The following is a 15556-nucleotide window of genomic DNA, read 5'->3' as shown; positions in this document are numbered from 1 at the left end:
CGTTGGCCGGGTGGAGAAGTCGGTCGACCAGGGAGCCTTTCGGGGTGCGCTGTCCCGCTTCGCCAGCGGCGTGACGGTCGTGACCACCGAGTCCGGGGGCGTCGATCACGCGATGACCGCCAGTGCCTTCACGTCCGTCTCCCTCATCCCGCCACTGGTGCTGGTGTGCTCCAACCGCGGCAGCCGGTTCCACGACGCCGTGCGCCAGTCCGGCACGTGGGCCGTCTCGATCCTCGCCGAGGAGGGCCGTGAGGCCTCCGCGTGGTTCGCGCACCGCGGGCGCCCCCTCGAGACCCAGTTCGCCGACATCCCACACCACCGCAGCCCCGGCGGGCTTCCCCTCCTCGACGACGGTCTGGCCTGGCTCGAGTGCCGCACCGAGGCCGAGCACGACGGCGGCGACCACCTGATCCTCATCGGCCGGGTCGTGTGGGCCGACTACCGCGACGACACCGACGACCCGCTGCTCTACTACCGCTCGCACTACGGCTCGATCGTGCGTCAGGTCGAGTCCGAGAAGACCGTCTACCGGGGCGGCGAGTGAGCCGTCGCACGCGGCTGCTGCTCGTCGGTGGATCGGTCGCGGGCGTGCTCGCCCTCGCGTACGTCGCGGGCTACGTGCTGACCGGGAACCGGATGCCGGCCGACACCACGATCGCGCGGGTCGACGTCGGCGGCATGAGTCCGGCGGCTGCCGAGGACGCCCTCGAGGCCGGGATCGCCGACCGTGTCGACGAGCCGCTCGTCGCCACCCACGAGGGCCAGGACTTCGAGCTCGACCCGCAGAAGGCGGGACTCGCCGTCGACGTCCCCGCCAGTGTCGCCGCGGCCGGCGGCCAGCGGTCGTGGAACCCGGCCGACATGGCCGCGCTCTTCTTCGGCGGCTCGGACCACGCGCCCGTGCTCGACGTCGACGAGGCGAAGCTCGACGACGCGGTGGCCTCGATCGCCGAGACGGTGGACGAGCCCGTGGTCGAGGCGCTCATCACCTTCCCCGACGCGAAGCCGAAGGCCCGCCAGCCGAAGGCCGGCAACGAGGTCCCGCAGGACGAGTTCGCCGACACCCTCGCGGATTCCTGGCTCATGACCGACGACCCGGTGGACGTCACGGTCGAGACGGTCGAGCCCGCCGTCGACGCGGCCGGCCTCCAGCAGGCCATGACGCAGATCGCCGAGCCGGCCGTCTCGGCCCCGGTCACGCTGAAGGTCGGCGACAAGCAGGTCGACCTGCCGGTCACGGCCTACGCGCCTGCGCTCACGGTCGAGGTCAAGGGCGACGAGATGGTCGCGACGATCGATGCGAAGGAGCTGGCCAAGCCGCTCACGAACTCGACCACGGGGATCGGCCGGACGGCCGTCGACGCGTCCTTCGCGTTCGAGAACGGCAAGCCGGTCATCGTGCCGAGCAAGGAGGGCGTGGGCCTGGACGCCGCGACGATGGCGACCGCGCTGGTCCCCGTCCTCACCGAGTCCGGCGCCGCACGTGCGGTCACCGTCGAGTCGACCGTCGTCGAGCCCGACTTCACGACGAAGGACGCCAAGGCGCTCGGGATCAAGGAGAAGATCGGCGAGTTCTCGACCCACTTCCCGTACGCCGAGTACCGCAACGTCAACCAGGGCCAGGGCGCGAAGAACCTCGACCTCGCGCTGGTCAAGCCCGGCGAGACGTTCAGCTTCAACAAGACCGTGGGCGAGCGCACCGAGGCCAACGGCTTCGTCACGGGCTTCGTCATCAACGGCGGCGTGTTCCGCGAGGAGACCGGCGGCGGTGTCTCGCAGGTCGCCACCACGACGTACAACGCGGCGTTCTTCTCCGGCCTCGACGACGTGGAGCACCACCCGCACGCCTTCTACATCAGCCGCTACCCCAAGGGACGCGAGGCGACCGTGTACTGGGGTCATCTCGACCTGCGGTTCAAGAACCAGTACGACACGGGCGTCCTGATCCATGCGTGGGTCGATCCGAGCACCCCCTCGAAGCAGGGCACGATGCACGTCGAGATGTGGGGCACGAAGGTCTACGACGTCAAGGCGAGCGACAGCGGCGAGTACAACTTCCGCAGCCCGGGGACGCGGTACGACGACACCGACGCGTGCGTCCCGCAGGATCCGGTGCAGGGCTTCGACATCGACGTCCACCGCACGTTCTACCGGGGCGGCGCGAAGGTCAGGACGGAGACGGACACCGCCACGTACCAGGCGGCGGACAAGGTCATCTGCGGCAAGAAGCCGAAGGACTGACCGGGATCTGAGGTAGCCCTGCGCCGATCTGAGGCATTCGCCCGATGTGGCGGACCACCTCAGACGGCGAGGCTGGAGACACCTTCACGAAAGCAGGTGTCCATCATGATTCTCGACCCCATCAGCTTCGTTCCCGTCGAGATGGCACGGCGCACCGAGCGCCTCCCGATCCGCTGGGTCGCCCAGCCGCGCCGGGCGCGCCGCCCCCGCCGCCACTGGTCTCTCAGCCTGCCCGGCCAGCGGCACGCCACTGCGGCGTGACGCCTCCGCCCGGCTCGGCCAAGATGGAGGAGATGCTCATCCCCATCGTCGGCCGTGAGCCGGTCCTCGCCGAGATCGCGGGTGCCGTCGGGATCGCCGACGGCACGCCGCAGTCTGCCGTCCTGCTCGGCGGCGACGCCGGGATCGGCAAGACCCGGGTCGTCACCGAGACGGTCGAGCGGGCCGAGGCGGCCGGCTTCCGGGTCCTCGTCGGACACTGCCTCGACCTCGGCGACAACGTGCCGTCCTTCCAACCGGTCGCGGAGGCGCTCGGCGGCTCGCCCGGCGTCGACGTCGACCTCCCGAGGGACGGCGAGCGGCTGCGCACCGACGTCATGGCCGAGGTCGCGCGGACGCTCGAGCGGCTGGCGGCCGAGTCGCCGGTCCTGCTCGTGCTCGAGGACCTGCACTGGGCGGACGCGTCGACGCGGCACCTCGTGCGATACCTGCTCACCCGGCGCTTCACGCGACCGGTCGCCCTGCTCGTGACGTACCGCAGCGACGACCTGCACCGGCGGCACCCGCTGCGACCGGCGCTCGCGGAGTGGACGCGACTGCCGTCCGTCCGGCGCATCGACCTCCAGCCGCTCGACGACGTCGCGATGGGCGATCTCGTCAGGTCCCAGGCTCGCGACGGGCTCGATCCGTCCGGTCTGTCCGTGATCGTGGCACGGGCGGAAGGGAACGCCTTCTACGCCGAGGAGCTGCTCGAGGCCGGTCGCGGTACTGGCGCGCTGCCCGGCGACCTCGCGGACCTGCTGCTCGTGCGCGTCGACCGACTCGGGCCCGACGCCCGCGCGGTCGCCACGGTCGTCGCGTGCGCGGGCGGTCCCGTCTCCGATGCCCTGCTGCGCCGCGTCGTCGCTGCGGGCACCGACGTCGACGCGGGGCTGCGCGAGGCCGTCGACCTCAAGGTGCTGGCGCCGGTGGGGGAGGAACTGGGCTTCCGGCACGCGCTGCTGGCCGAGGCGGTGCGCGACGACCTGCTGCCCGGCGAGCGGCGGGCCGTGCACGCGGCGTACCTCGCCGCGCTGGGGGAGCAGCCCGAGCTCGGCAGTCCGGCCGCGCTGGCGCTGCACGCCCATGCGGCGGGCGACCTCGCGACCGCCTTCGTCGCCGACGTCGCTGCGGCTGCCGGGGCGAGTCGCGTCGGTGGCCACGACGAGGCCGCGGCCCATCTGCGCCGCGCACTCTCGATCGTCGAGCACGCGCCCGACGGGTACGACGCGGTCGGACTGGTGACCGACACGGTCGACGCCCTCGTCACCGCCGGGCACGTCCGGGCGGCCACGGCGCTCGTCGAGCACCATCTCGAGGGCGTCCACCCGCCGGCGGACCGCGCTCGACTGCTGCTCGCCGCCGGGCACATGGTGTACCTGAGCGGGAACGACGACGCGGCCAACGCCGCGAGCCTGCGTGCCGTCGAGTCGGCGCCCGATGCCGACGTCCGCACCCGGGCGAGGATCGAGTCCCTGCGCGCGACGGTCGCAGCGATGCGCCGCCTCGACGACGAGGCCACCGAGCGGGCCGAGCGCGCCGTGCGGCTGGCCGAGCAGGTCGGCGACCTGACGACGGCGACCGACGCGCAGACGACCCTGATCCGGGTGTTCGCCCGCAGCGGTGACGACGACAAGACCCGCCGGCGCTATGCCGAGCTCGTCGAGGCCGCCCGAGCCCGCGGCGACGCCTCGGCCGAGCTGCGCGCGCTGCACTACCTCGCGTTCGTCGACTTCAACGCGGGCCACCTCGACGAGGCCGCCACGACGTTCGCCGAGGTGATCGCGCGGGCGAGGGCCACGGGCCGCGAGTGGGCCCCCTACGGCTTCGACGGCCGCTTCTTCGGCGCCGTGACCCAGTACCTGCGCGGGGACTGGGACGAGGTCCTGAGGCTGTGCCACGACCACGTCGGGGCGCCGCGGTTCGTGCGGGCCTGTCTCGATGCCGTCGCGCTGCTCGTCGTGGCGGGACGGGGTGAACGGCCCGACCCGTCGGACCTCGACGAGCTGCGGGCCCGCTGGGACCAGGACGAGGCGCTCGCGATCCACAGCGGGACCGCCCTGATCGACCTCGCCGCCGACCTCGACGAGGCGATTCGCGCCCACGACGACCTGCGCGAGGAGCTCGACGCCGTGTGGCGCGAGCTGCTGGGACCGCAGCGCCTGCGCATGGGTGGTCTGCTCATCGGGCGTCTCGCCGGCGCGGTCGGCGAGGTGTCCTCGGGTGACCGGCCCGGGCTGCTGGCGCTGGCCGACGAGGCGCTCACGGCGGCGGAGGCGGCCGCCGACGCCTTCCCGCAGCTCGGTCCCGAGGGCCGGGCGTGGCGTGACCGGGTCCGTGCCGAGTCGGCACGACTGCACTGGCTGGCGGGGGAGGACGTCGACGTCGCCTCGCTGGAGGCGCTCTGGCGCGCCGCGGTCGACGCCTTCGCGGCGCTCGGGGAGCCCTACGAGACGGCGCGGTCGCAGGCGCGGTTGGCCCAGGTGCTCATCGCGGCCGGTCGTGGCGACGAGGCCGCGGAGCCGTTGGCCGCCGCCTCGTGGGTGGCCGAGCGGCTGGGGGCCCGGCCGCTGGAGGCGGAGATCGAGGCGCTCGGCGGGCACGCATCCGTGGTCGCGGGGCCCGTGGCCCTCACGCCTCGTGAACGGGAGGTGCTGACGCTCGTCGCGGCCGGCCGGTCCAACGGCGAGGTCGCCTCGCAGCTGTTCATCAGCACGAAGACGGCCTCGGTGCACGTCTCGAACATCCTGGCCAAGCTGGGCGCCGCGTCGCGCACCGAGGCCGCGGCGATCGCCCGTCGCGACGGGCTGCTGGGCTGACGCGGGCCCGGGGAACGACGGATCTTGATGCCTTGCGGTGCCTATACCCACCGCAAGGCATCAAGATCCGTTCCCCCGGCCCGGCGGCGTGACGTAGCGGTAGGCGTGGTGCGTCGTGAACCCGAACGGTGCGTAGAGGGCCAGGGCGGGCTCGTTGTCGCGCATCGTCTGCAGGTAGGCCTTGTCGGCGCCGCGCTCGGCCGCCCACGCGAGCGAGGTCTCGACGATGCGTCGTGCCAGTCCGCGGCGCCGGTGGGCGGGGTCGACCTCGACCGCCGCGAGCCCGGCCCACTCGCCGGACACGACGACCCGCCCGATCGCGACGTCGTCGATCGCGACGAAGCCGACGGTCGCCGGACCCTCGAGCACGGCGCGCGCGAGGGCCGGGTCGGCGACACGTCCGTAGTGCGAGAGCCACGCGTCCGAGGCATGGGACGCGACGACCGCCGCGGGGTCTGCGGAGGGCACCTCGGCGAGGTCGGCGACCAGGACGACCGCACCGGGCGGTTGGTCCGAGACCCCCTCCCAGCCCGCAGCGCTGAAGCGCCGGTCCCACGGCGTGCCCTCGACGAGCTGGGCGAGCGGGCGCAGGCCGCGACGCTCGTAGAACGCGACGACGGCACCGAACGGGTCGTCCGTGCCGGGGTCGCCGTGGACCGCGACCGAGTTCGCACGCCCGGTGAATCCGCCCGAGGCGCGCAGCTCCCAGGCCCCGAGCGGGACGGACTCCGTGGCGGGCCAGCCACGCGACGTGATCCGGGTCAGGTCCTCGGCCGAGACGTCGCGGGCGCGCCGGGTGCGGACAGGTCGATCGGGCACGACGCGCATCGCCAGGACCGTGCCCGCAGGGACCCGGACGACCTCGCCGTCGCGGCGCTCGACGGTCAGTCCGTCGGGGCGCGCCGCGAGCACCCGGCCGATCACGTCGCGCACCCCGGAGGCGTCACGATGACGGATCGACACGCGCTTTCCGACCAGATCCACGCCGCCACGATCTCATGAGGCGAACCCGACCTACGGCGCTTGGGGGTCAGGCGCGATACTTGACCACGGAATCTAAAGGAGCTGCCCCGTGACGTATGTGATCGCCCAGCCGTGTGTCGACCTCAAGGACCGCGCTTGTGTGGACGAATGTCCCGTCGACTGCATCTACGAGGGCAACCGCATGCTCTACATCCACCCCGACGAGTGCGTCGACTGTGGCGCCTGCGAGCCGGTCTGCCCGGTCGAGGCGATCTTCTACGAGGACGACACCCCGGAGGAGTGGAAGGACTACTACGACGCGAACGTGCACTTCTTCGACGACCTCGGCTCGCCCGGCGGCGCGGCGAAGATGGGCGTGATCGACGCCGACCATCCGTTCGTCAAGGCGCTGCCCCCGCAGAACCAGGACTGACCCGGTGGCGGGCCCCGCGCTGGACGTCTCCGCGCGCTTCCCCGACTTCCCGTGGGACACGATCGCGGGCGACAAGGCGCGCGCGGCCGCCCATCCCGACGGCATCGTCGACCTCTCGATCGGCACCCCCGTCGACCCCACGCCGCTGGTCGCCCGGCAGGCGCTCATCGACGCCGCCGACGCTCCCGGCTACCCCACGGTGCTCGGTCCGGAGTCGTTGCGGCAGGCGATGGTCGACTGGCTGGACCGGCGCTTCGGCTGGACCGGCGTCGACACCGGCAACGTGCTCGCGACGATCGGCAGCAAGGAGCTGATCGCGAACCTGTGCGTGCAGCTGGGCATCGGCCCCGGTGACGTCGTCGGCATCCCCGAGACGGCCTATCCGACGTACGCGGTGAGCGCCGCCTACGCCGGGGCGACCGCGATCGCCACCGACTCGCGCGTCGCGTTCGGTCCCGAGCGACCCAAGCTCGTCTTCATCAACTTCCCGGCCAACCCGCACGGACGCGTCGTCGGACCCGAGCACCTCAAGGCGTGGGTCGACTTCGCCCGCGAGACCGGAGCCCTGCTCGTCAGCGACGAGTGCTACCTCGAGTTCGTCTGGGAGGGCGAGCCCGCCTCGGTGCTCGACCCCGCGGTCAACGGGGGCTCGCTCGACGGGATCCTCGCGCTGCACTCGCTGTCGAAGCGGTCCAACCTCGCCGGCTACCGCGATGCCTTCGTCGTCGGCGACCGCGCCGTCGTGGCCGAGCTGCTGGCGGTCCGCAAGCACCTCGGATTCATGCTGCCGGCGCCCGTCGCCGCCGCGATGGAGGCGGCGCTCGGCGACGACGCCCATGTCGAGGAGCAGCGCGAGCGCTACGCCCGCCGCCGCGCCCTCCTGCGCACGGCCCTCGAGGGAGCCGGCTTCCGGATCGACCACTCCGAGGGCTCGCTCTACCTGTGGGCCACGCGCGACGAGCCGTGCCGTGACACCGTCGCCTGGCTCGCCGAGCGCGGCATCCTCGTCGCCCCCGGCGACTTCTACGGCGCCGCCGGTGCCCGCCACGTCCGCGTGGCCTTCACCGCCACGGACGAGCGCGTCGCGCAGGCCGTGGCTCGCCTCGCCTGAACGGTCCGTGTCCGGCCCTCGATAGGGTCGGGCCATGCGTGCTGCGACCGACATCACCGTCGATCACCTGACCAAGCGGTTCGGGGCGGTGACGGCCGTCGACGACCTGAGCTTCACCGTCCGGCCGGGCGCCGTCACGGGATTCCTCGGCCCGAACGGCGCGGGCAAGACGACCACGTTGCGGATGCTCCTGGGGCTCGTCCGGGCCACGTCGGGGCACGCCCTCATCGGGGGTCGCCGTTACGAGGACATCGCCCGACCCGCCACGACGGTCGGCGCGGCGCTGGAGGCCTCGAGCTTCCATCCCGGCCGCACCGGGCTGGACCACCTGCGGGTCTACGCGCCGCAGGTCGGGGTGCCCGACGCGCGGTGCCGTGAGCTGCTCGAGTTCGTGGGGCTGGCCGATGCCGCCGGGCGTCGCGTCGGCGGGTACTCGATGGGCATGCGCCAGCGGCTGGGCCTGGCCTACGCGCTGCTGGGCGACCCGGACGTCATCGTCCTCGACGAGCCCGCGAACGGCCTCGACCCGCAGGGCATCGTCTGGCTGCGTGAGCTGCTGCGCGCCTTCGCGGCGCAGGGCCGCACGGTGCTGGTGTCCAGCCACGTGCTCGCCGAGGTGCAGCACACCGTCGACGACGTCGTGATCATCGCGAACGGGCGACTCGTGCACGAGTCGTCGCTCGCCGACCTGCGACGACTGGCCGAGGAGAAGGTCCGGGTGGCCGGACCCGACCCCGCGGCGATCGCGGACCTCGCTCAGCGCCACGGCTGGCGCACCGCCGCGACCCCCGCGGGCCTCGAGGTGGTCGACGTCCCCGCCGCGACGATCGGTGCCGCGGCCTTCGCCGGCGGCGTCGAGCTGCACCAGCTCGCCGACGTCGGCGTGGGCCTCGAGGACGTCTTCCTGCGACTGACCTCCAGTCCCGACGCCCCGGCGTCGCGCGGAGGCGATGCGGCATGAGCGCGGCGATCAGGGCCGAGTTCCGCAAGCTGTTCAGCACGCGGCTGTGGTGGCTGCTGGCGATCGTGCTCGTGGCGTACCTCGCGTTCATCGCCGTCGTGATGGCGTGGTCGATGGCGATCGCGCCGGCCGAGCAGAATCCGCCCACCGGCATCGAGCTGGCGAAGGGCGTCTACTCGCTGATGAGCCCGATCGGGTACGTGTTCCCGCTCATCATCGGCAGCCTGCTGTTCACGGGCGAGTTCCGTCACCAGACGATCACCGCATCGCTGCTGGCCGAGCCGCGCCGCTCGGTCCTGCTGGTCGCGAAGCTCATCGTCTCGGCGATCGTCGGGCTGCTCTACGGCGTGATCGCCGCCATCGCGACGGTCGGCGCCGCCGCGCCGATCCTCGGCTGGGAGGGCGACGGGGCGTTCCTCGGCGAGCCCGAGGTGCTGGGCGTGATCCTCTGGTCGGTCGTCGTCTTCGCGGCGTGGTCGATGCTCGGCACGGCCCTCGGCGGCGTCATCACGAACCAGGTCGCCGCGATCATCGTGCTGCTGGCGTTCACCCAGTTCGTGGAGCCGGTCGCGCGCATCGCGCTGGGTGCGTGGGACGCGACGTCGGGGGTAGCGCGCTTCCTGCCCGGGGCTGCCGCGGACGCGATCGTGGGATCGAGCTTCTTCTCGCTCACGGGGACCGTCGAGCTGCTCAGCCGCGGCGCGGGCGCGCTCGTGCTGCTGGCCTACGTCGCCGTCTTCGCGCTCGTCGCCCGGTTCGTGACGCTGCGGCGCGACGTCGGCTAGCCCAGGCTGAACCGGACCGCGGAGCGGTCGGCGTCCTCGCTGGGCTCCCAGCCGGGCTCGGTCTGGCCGGCCTCCCAGCGCATGTCGTCGAAGCTGACCTCGGTGACGCCGAACTCGGCGGCGTTCGCGACGAGGAACTGGGCCAGCGCCCAACCGCGGGTGTCGACGTCGTCGCCGGTCAGGGCGATGGAGTGACCGCCGTCGTCGTCGGTGTCGACGCGGACCCCGCCCCACGCCTCGTCGAGGAAGCTCTCGAGCGCGTCGACCGATCCGGAGCCGGGCTCTGTCGCGCACGCGAACGCGGCGGGCGAGTACCCGCGCAGCGCCGAGGCGAGTGCCCGGGCGTCGGCCTCGTGGTCGGCGTACGCGGTCGGGAAGCCCGAGCGCTGCACCGCCTGCGCCGCCTCGGTGATCTCCATCGACTCGAAGCCGTCGACCTTGACGAGCGCGTCGTAGAACCTCCCGATCGCGTAGTTCGGGTCGAGGATCTGCTCGACGGTGCCCCAGCCCTGCGACGGCCGTTGCTGGAAGAGCCCGATCGAGTCGCGGTCGCCGTAGTCGATGTTGTGGATCTTCGACTCCTGGTAGGCGGTCGCGATCGCGATCGTCGTGGCGCGCGGAGACAGGCCGCGGTCGTGCGCCTTGGCCGCCATGAGGGACGCCCACTTGGCCTGCTCGAGGTCGACCTCGACCGTCGTGTCACCGACCTGCGCGACGCAGTAGCCGGTGGCCGTGATGCCGCCCTCGAAGAGCTTGAGGACGGCCACGACGATCACCACCGTCGCGGCGACGGCGGTGAGGATCCAGCGCATCGGTTCGCGTACGCCGTCAGTTGGCGTGCAGGGCGGCGTTCAGCTCGACGCCCGTGCGGCCGCCGCGGGGACGCGCCTCGAGCGTGCCGGTCTCGGTGTTCGTGAGGAAGAGGATGCCGTCGGCGCCGGACAGCTCGGCAGCCTTGACGACCGTGCCATCGGGCATCGTGACCTTGGCGCCCGCGGTGACGTAGGTCCCGGCCGCCACGACGCAGTCGTCGCCCAGCGAGATGCCGATGCCGGCGTTCGCGCCGATGAGGCAGCCCTCGCCGACGCTCACGACGGCCTTGCCGCCGCCGGACAGCGTGCCCATGATCGAGGCGCCGCCGCCGACGTCCGAACCGTTGCCCACGACGACCCCGGCCGAGATGCGGCCCTCGACCATCGCGGTGCCGAGCGTGCCGGCGTTGAAGTTGACGAAGCCCTCGTGCATCACCGTCGTGCCCTCGGCCAGGTGTGCGCCCAGGCGGACCCGGTCGGCGTCGCCGATGCGCACGCCCGACGGTACGACGTAGTCGGTCATGCGAGGGAACTTGTCGACGCTCGTGACGGACACGGTCAGGCCGGCGGCGCGAGCGCGCGCACGGACGTCCTCGAAGCCCTCGACGGCGCATGGGCCGATCGTGGTCCACACGACGTTCGTCAGCAGTCCGAAGATGCCGTCGAGGTTCTGCCCGTGCGGAGCGACGAGCCGGTGCGACAGCAGGTGCAGGCGCAGCCACACGTCGTACGCGTCCTGCGGTGCCGCGTCGAGGTCGGCGATCGTGAACACGATGGCAGTCTCGACGCCGCGGATGTCGTCCCTGCGTTCCGCCGCCACGAGGACGTCGGGCTCGGAGATGTTGTCGGGTGCGTCACCCAGGGCCGGCGCGGGGTACCAGACGTCCAGGACGGCACCGTCCGGCGTGACGGTTGCCAGGCCCCAGCCGTGGGCGGAGCGGGGGGTCTCGGGGGAGGCGTCGTTCATGGAGCCAAGGCTATCGAGCGCGACTCAGCGACCGCCGGCGAACCCGTGCTGGCGCCAGGCCTCGTACACGGCGATCGACGCGCAGTTGGCGAGGTTCATCGACCGGCGACCCTCGAGCATCGGCAGCCGGAGCCGGTCGGTGACCCGGTCGTCCTGCTGGACCTCGTCGGGCAGGCCGGTCGGCTCGGGGCCGAACAGCAGCACGTCACCCGGCTCGTAGGCGACGTCGGCATAGGACGTGGTCGCCGCAGTGGTGAACGCGAAGACACGGGCCGGCAGCAGCGCGGCGTAGGCGTCCTCGATCGTCGCGTGGACCGTGACGACGGCGAGGTCGTGGTAGTCCAGTCCCGCCCGCCTCAGCTTGCTGTCCTCGAAGTCGAACAGCGGGTCGACCAGGTGCAGCTCGGAGCCCGTTGCCGCGGCGAGCCGGATCGCGTTGCCGGTGTTGCCGGCGATGCGCGGCTCGAAGAACAGGATGCGGAACACGGCCTCAGGCTAGACGCCGCGCGGGAATCGGGCGCCGAGGGCCGTCGTTGTCACCGGCATGGACCACGACCATCGGATCGAGTTCGGCACGTTCGTCACCCCGAGGGCCGGCGATCCGGCCGCGACGGTCGAGCTGGCCCGGCTGAGCGAGCGGCTCGGCTACGAGTTCGTGACCTTCCAGGACCATCCGTACCAGCCGAGGTTCCTCGACACGTGGACGCTCATGTCGTACGTCGCGGCGACCACGAGCACGATCGGCATCGCCTCGAACGTCCTGAACCTGCCGCTGCGACCCGCGCCGGTGCTGGCCGGCGCCGCAGCCTCGCTCGACCTGCTCTCGAACGGCCGGCTCTCCCTCGGGCTCGGCGCCGGCGGCTTCTGGGACGCGATCGAGGCGATGGGCGCTCCGCGGCTCACGCCGGGAGAGGCCGTCGACGCGCTCGCCGAGGCGATCGACCTGATCCACGACCTGTGGGCCGTGGGGGAGCGGGGCATCGTCCGCGGCGGTCCGCACTACCCGGTGCACGGTGCCCAGCGTGGTCCGGCTCCGGCGCACGACGTACCGATCTGGCTCGGTGCCTACAAGCCGCGCATGCTGCGACTGACCGGTGCGAAGGCGGACGGCTGGCTGCCCTCGCTGTCGTACCTCGAGCCCGGCGCCCTGCGCGACGCCAACGCCCGCATCGACGACGCCGCGGTCGACGCGGGCCGCGCGCCGGGCGACGTCCGGCGACTGCTGAACATCCGGGGGAGCGAGCCGGTCGAGGAGCTGCTCGGGTACGCGATCGACGAGGGAGTCTCGGTCTTCATCGTCGGCGGGGACCACCCGGACGCCCTGCGCCAGTTCGCGGACTCGACCGTCCCGGCCCTGCGCGAGGCGGTCACGGCCGCGCGGCGCTGATCCCTACCACCTCGTCGCGGCGCTGACGGCGTCGGTCACGGAGTGGGACGCGTCCACGGATGAGGCGATTCGTGGGTGAATCCTCCCTGGACGAGGAGGTCGACATGGTGACGTGGCTGCGCAAGGACGCTCGGAAGGACGAGCGCGCATTCCTGGTGTGCGCGACGCAACGCAGCGGCAGCACGCTGGTCGTGGAGTCCCTCAAGGCGACCGGCATCGCGGGTCGTGCGGGGGAGTTCTTCCAGTACCTGCCGCACTCGGGGCTGTCGCCGCGGCCCCGCGAGTGGTTCGCGGGAGTCACCGACGAGTCCGTGCTCGCCCTGCTGCCGCCGCTCGTGACCGGGGAGCCGGACCACACCGGCGCCGAGCAGTGGGTCGACCAGGTGCGCGCCGCCGGCCGCTCCGAGAACGGCGTCTGGGGCGGCAAGCTGATGTGGAACCAAGCGCCGAACCTGCTCGAGCGCATCGCCGGTCACCCGGCACGCTCCGGAGTCGACCTCCGCTCGGCGATCACCGATCTGCTCGGCGCCGACCCCGTGTACGTCCACGTGTACCGCGACGACGTCGTGCCGCAGGCGGTCTCGATGTGGCGCGCCGTGCAGACCGAGGTCTGGAGCGGCCGGACGCCACCCGAGGTCGACGCCCGGGCCAGGTACCACGCCGACGGCATCGCCCACCTCGCGCGGATCCTGCTCGACCAGGAGGCCGGCTGGCGACGCTGGTTCGCCGAGGAGGGCATCCGGCCGGTGGACATCTCGTTCGACGACCTCGCGCTCGACCCGCGCGGGCAGGTGGGTCGAGTCCTCAAGGCGCTCGACCTCGACCCCGAGCTCGCCCCGCCGCCGCCCCTGCGGCGTCAGGGCGACGACCGCTCGGCCCGGTGGGCCGACCGCTACCGCGCGGACGCGGCCGCGCGCGGCCTGCCGCTCTAGCACGCCCGGTCCGCTCGCGGGTCGCATCGTGAGACGCGCTCCGGAGGCCGCCCGGACGTGGCTCACTGGAGTCCTCAGTCCACGAGTGCACGTACGGAGGTGACCGTCATGACCGCTTCGATCCGACGCCCGGTCTCGCAGCTGCGAGCCGGCGACCTGATCGCCCTGGCCGACGAGGGACCCGTGTACGTCGTCTGTGCGATCTCCCAGCCGGTCGGCTCCAGCCGCCGGGCCGAGATCGTCGACGCCCGCACCGGATCGGGCGCGCGGTGCGTGCGCCTCGAGCTGCTCGACGCGGTGCGCACCGTGAGCGGTGGGGTCCAGTGGCACGTCGTGACGAACCACGCCGACGGCTCCGTCGAGATCGTCGTGGCCGGCTCCGGCTTCGTCGTCCCGCCGGACGGTCCGTGGACCCACGAGTCCTGGCCGGTCGAGATCGACCTGCTCGGCCGGCCCGGGTGGGAGCAGCTGCGTCGCGGCGTGCGCCCCGCGGCGGCGCACGCGGCCTAGCCGGGCAGGGCCGCGGCGACCGCCGCCACGGTCCGTGCGACGTTGTCGGCGTCCGTCCCCGCGTTGCTGACGGAGAACCGGAGCACCGCTCGCCCGCGCCAGCGGGACGAGGACGCGAAGGCGACGCCGTCGGCGCGCAGGCGGTCGCCGAGGACCTCGGTCGCCCGGTCGTCCGCCATCGCGATGCAGACCTGGGTGAAGTCGACCTCGTTGAGCACCGTCACGCCCGGCAGTTCCGCGAGGTCCGAGGCGAGCGAGGCCGCGGCGTCGACCAGCCCGTCCACGAGATCGGCGACCCCGTCGGCGCCCAGCGAGCGCAGGGCCGCCCACACCGGGACTCCACGCGCGCGCCGGGACATCTCGGGAACGCGCTCGTGGGGGTCGAGCGCGACGTCGGAGTGCAGCAGGTAGTCGGCGTGGCCGCCCATCGCCGCGCGGAGGGCGGCCGGCACGGCGACGACGGCGATGCCGCAGTCGTAGGGCACGTTGAGCGTCTTGTGGGCGTCGGTCGCCCACGAGTCGGCCCGGTCGGCACCCGCCATGAGGTCGCGGCAGCGGCGGCCCGCGGCGGCCCACAGACCGAAGGCTCCGTCGACGTGGACCCACGCCCCGGCCGCGTGTGCCACCGCGATGGCCTCGGCGAACGGGTCGAACCCGCCCGAGTGGATGTTCCCTGCCTGCAGGGCGACGATCGCCGGACCGTCGCCTGCGGCGAGCACCTTCCGCAGGTCGTCGACGTCGAGGCGGCCCTGGTCGTCGACCGCGACGATCGCGGGCAGGCCCAGGCCGAGGATGCGCGCCGCGGTGTCCAACGAGACGTGGCGCTCGGCCCCGGCGACGAATCGGATCCGCGGTCCACCGGCCAGCCCGTCGCGGTCGGCGTCCCAGCCGGCCCGGCGGAGGACGTGCGCGCGCCCGGCGGCCAGGCCGGCGAGGTTCGCCGAGGTGGCGCCGGTCGTGAAGCCGACGGCCGAGCCCGTCGGCAGGCCGAGCAGGTCGACGATCCAGTCGCCGGCCAGCTCCTCCGCTGCGACGACGCCGGGCGTGGCGTCACGCATCCCGGCGTTCTGGTCCCACGCCGAGACCAACCAGTCGGCCCCCAGCGCGGCCGGCAGGGTGCCGCCCATGACCCAGCCGTAGAAGCGCGCGGACTGCGAGGCCATGAGACCCGGCTCGACCGCGTCGGCGAGGGCGTCGACGACGCGTGCTGGGTCCTCGCGCCCGGACGGGAGCGTCGTCCCGAGGGCCTGCTTGACCTCCTCGACCGTGGCACGGGCCGGGATCGGACGAGCGTCGAGGTGGTCCCACCACTGCCGGGCGCGGCGGTGCGCGGTGTCCATGGCGGTGTCGGGCGGCTCGGTCATGATCCCTCCAGGT

General features: G+C 73.0%; 16 protein-coding genes. 11 read left to right on the top strand and 5 right to left on the bottom strand.

From position 1 onward, the window contains the following. The first annotated feature begins 10 nt into the window (after nucleotides 1–10). The 4 genes from ACT26F_RS09505 (at nucleotide 11) to ACT26F_RS09490 (ending at nucleotide 5318) form a co-directional block, all read left to right on the top strand. Entirely contained in the window at nucleotides 11–544 is a 534-nt protein-coding gene (locus ACT26F_RS09505) for a flavin reductase family protein (RefSeq protein ID WP_471670278.1), read from the top strand. Then, nucleotides 541–2241, top strand: a complete 1701-nt coding sequence (locus ACT26F_RS09500) for a VanW family protein (protein ID WP_471670277.1) — start codon at nucleotides 541–543, stop codon at nucleotides 2239–2241. Before ACT26F_RS09505 ends, ACT26F_RS09500 begins: the two co-directional genes overlap by 4 nt. Nucleotides 2242–2346: 105 nt before the next feature. Next, nucleotides 2347–2502, top strand: a complete 156-nt coding sequence (locus tag ACT26F_RS09495; RefSeq protein ID WP_471670276.1) for a hypothetical protein — start codon at nucleotides 2347–2349, stop codon at nucleotides 2500–2502. A gap of 32 nt (nucleotides 2503–2534) precedes the next feature. Continuing rightward, nucleotides 2535–5318: a helix-turn-helix transcriptional regulator gene (locus tag ACT26F_RS09490; RefSeq protein WP_471670275.1), complete on the top strand. Its 2784-nt coding sequence runs from the start codon at nucleotides 2535–2537 to the stop codon at nucleotides 5316–5318. Nucleotides 5319–5378: 60 nt separating this feature from the next. Here the strand turns inward: ACT26F_RS09490 and ACT26F_RS09485 are convergent, their stop codons facing one another. Continuing rightward, complete coding sequence (locus ACT26F_RS09485; protein ID WP_471670274.1) at nucleotides 5379–6302, bottom strand: GNAT family N-acetyltransferase; 924 nt, start codon at nucleotides 6300–6302, stop codon at nucleotides 5379–5381. A gap of 88 nt (nucleotides 6303–6390) precedes the next feature. Here ACT26F_RS09485 and fdxA point away from each other — a divergent pair, with 88 nt between their 5' ends. Genes fdxA through ACT26F_RS09465 form a run of 4 tightly spaced genes read left to right on the top strand, consistent with a single transcriptional unit; the run spans nucleotide 6391 to nucleotide 9571 of the window. Continuing rightward, a complete protein-coding gene (fdxA, locus tag ACT26F_RS09480; RefSeq protein WP_471670273.1) occupies nucleotides 6391–6714 on the top strand; it encodes a ferredoxin in 324 nt (107 codons plus the stop codon). A 4-nt stretch (nucleotides 6715–6718) separates the two neighbouring features. Continuing rightward, the gene (dapC, locus tag ACT26F_RS09475) at nucleotides 6719–7825 is read left to right on the top strand and encodes a succinyldiaminopimelate transaminase (protein WP_471670272.1); all 1107 of its coding nucleotides are present in this window, start codon (nucleotides 6719–6721) and stop codon (nucleotides 7823–7825) included. A 34-nt stretch (nucleotides 7826–7859) separates the two neighbouring features. Next, complete coding sequence (locus ACT26F_RS09470; RefSeq protein ID WP_471670271.1) at nucleotides 7860–8786, top strand: ABC transporter ATP-binding protein; 927 nt, start codon at nucleotides 7860–7862, stop codon at nucleotides 8784–8786. Continuing rightward, nucleotides 8783–9571 (top strand): ABC transporter permease, encoded by a 789-nt coding sequence (locus tag ACT26F_RS09465; protein ID WP_471670269.1) that lies wholly within the window; start codon nucleotides 8783–8785, stop codon nucleotides 9569–9571. The genes ACT26F_RS09470 and ACT26F_RS09465 overlap by 4 nt, the downstream gene beginning before the upstream one ends. Here ACT26F_RS09465 and ACT26F_RS09460 read toward each other — a convergent pair. The 3 genes from ACT26F_RS09460 to ACT26F_RS09450 are packed head-to-tail and all read right to left on the bottom strand — an operon-like array spanning nucleotide 9568 to nucleotide 11836. Then, nucleotides 9568–10383, bottom strand: coding sequence for a hypothetical protein (locus ACT26F_RS09460; protein ID WP_471670268.1), 816 nt, complete (start codon nucleotides 10381–10383; stop codon nucleotides 9568–9570). The genes ACT26F_RS09465 and ACT26F_RS09460 overlap by 4 nt on opposite strands. A gap of 16 nt (nucleotides 10384–10399) precedes the next feature. Next, complete coding sequence (gene dapD, locus ACT26F_RS09455) at nucleotides 10400–11350, bottom strand: 2,3,4,5-tetrahydropyridine-2,6-dicarboxylate N-succinyltransferase (protein WP_471670267.1); 951 nt, start codon at nucleotides 11348–11350, stop codon at nucleotides 10400–10402. Nucleotides 11351–11374: 24 nt separating this feature from the next. Next, entirely contained in the window at nucleotides 11375–11836 is a 462-nt protein-coding gene (locus ACT26F_RS09450; RefSeq protein WP_471670266.1) for a tRNA (cytidine(34)-2'-O)-methyltransferase, read from the bottom strand. A 58-nt stretch (nucleotides 11837–11894) separates the two neighbouring features. Between ACT26F_RS09450 and ACT26F_RS09445 the strand changes: the two genes are divergently transcribed. From ACT26F_RS09445 to ACT26F_RS09435, 3 genes are all read left to right on the top strand, one after another. Continuing rightward, a complete protein-coding gene (locus ACT26F_RS09445) occupies nucleotides 11895–12737 on the top strand; it encodes an LLM class flavin-dependent oxidoreductase (RefSeq protein ID WP_471670265.1) in 843 nt (280 codons plus the stop codon). 71 nt (nucleotides 12738–12808) lie between these two features. Beyond that, nucleotides 12809–13669 carry a trehalose 2-sulfotransferase gene (stf0, locus tag ACT26F_RS09440; protein WP_471670264.1) on the top strand — a complete coding sequence of 287 codons (861 nt, stop codon included), beginning with the start codon at nucleotides 12809–12811 and terminating at the stop codon, nucleotides 13667–13669. 108 nt (nucleotides 13670–13777) lie between these two features. After that, entirely contained in the window at nucleotides 13778–14179 is a 402-nt protein-coding gene (locus ACT26F_RS09435; RefSeq protein WP_471670263.1) for a hypothetical protein, read from the top strand. On the opposite strand, the gene ACT26F_RS09430 is transcribed toward ACT26F_RS09435, so the two are convergent. Then, a complete protein-coding gene (locus tag ACT26F_RS09430; protein WP_471670262.1) occupies nucleotides 14176–15543 on the bottom strand; it encodes a pyridoxal phosphate-dependent decarboxylase family protein in 1368 nt (455 codons plus the stop codon). The two genes, ACT26F_RS09435 and ACT26F_RS09430, sit on opposite strands and share 4 nt — an antisense overlap. Between the last annotated feature and the right edge of the window lie 13 nt (nucleotides 15544–15556).

The sequence above is a fragment of the Aeromicrobium sp. SP1 genome, from assembly GCF_055663785.1.
The sequence above is the reverse complement of the archived record's forward strand: the minus strand, read 5'-3'. Positions and strand labels throughout refer to the sequence as shown.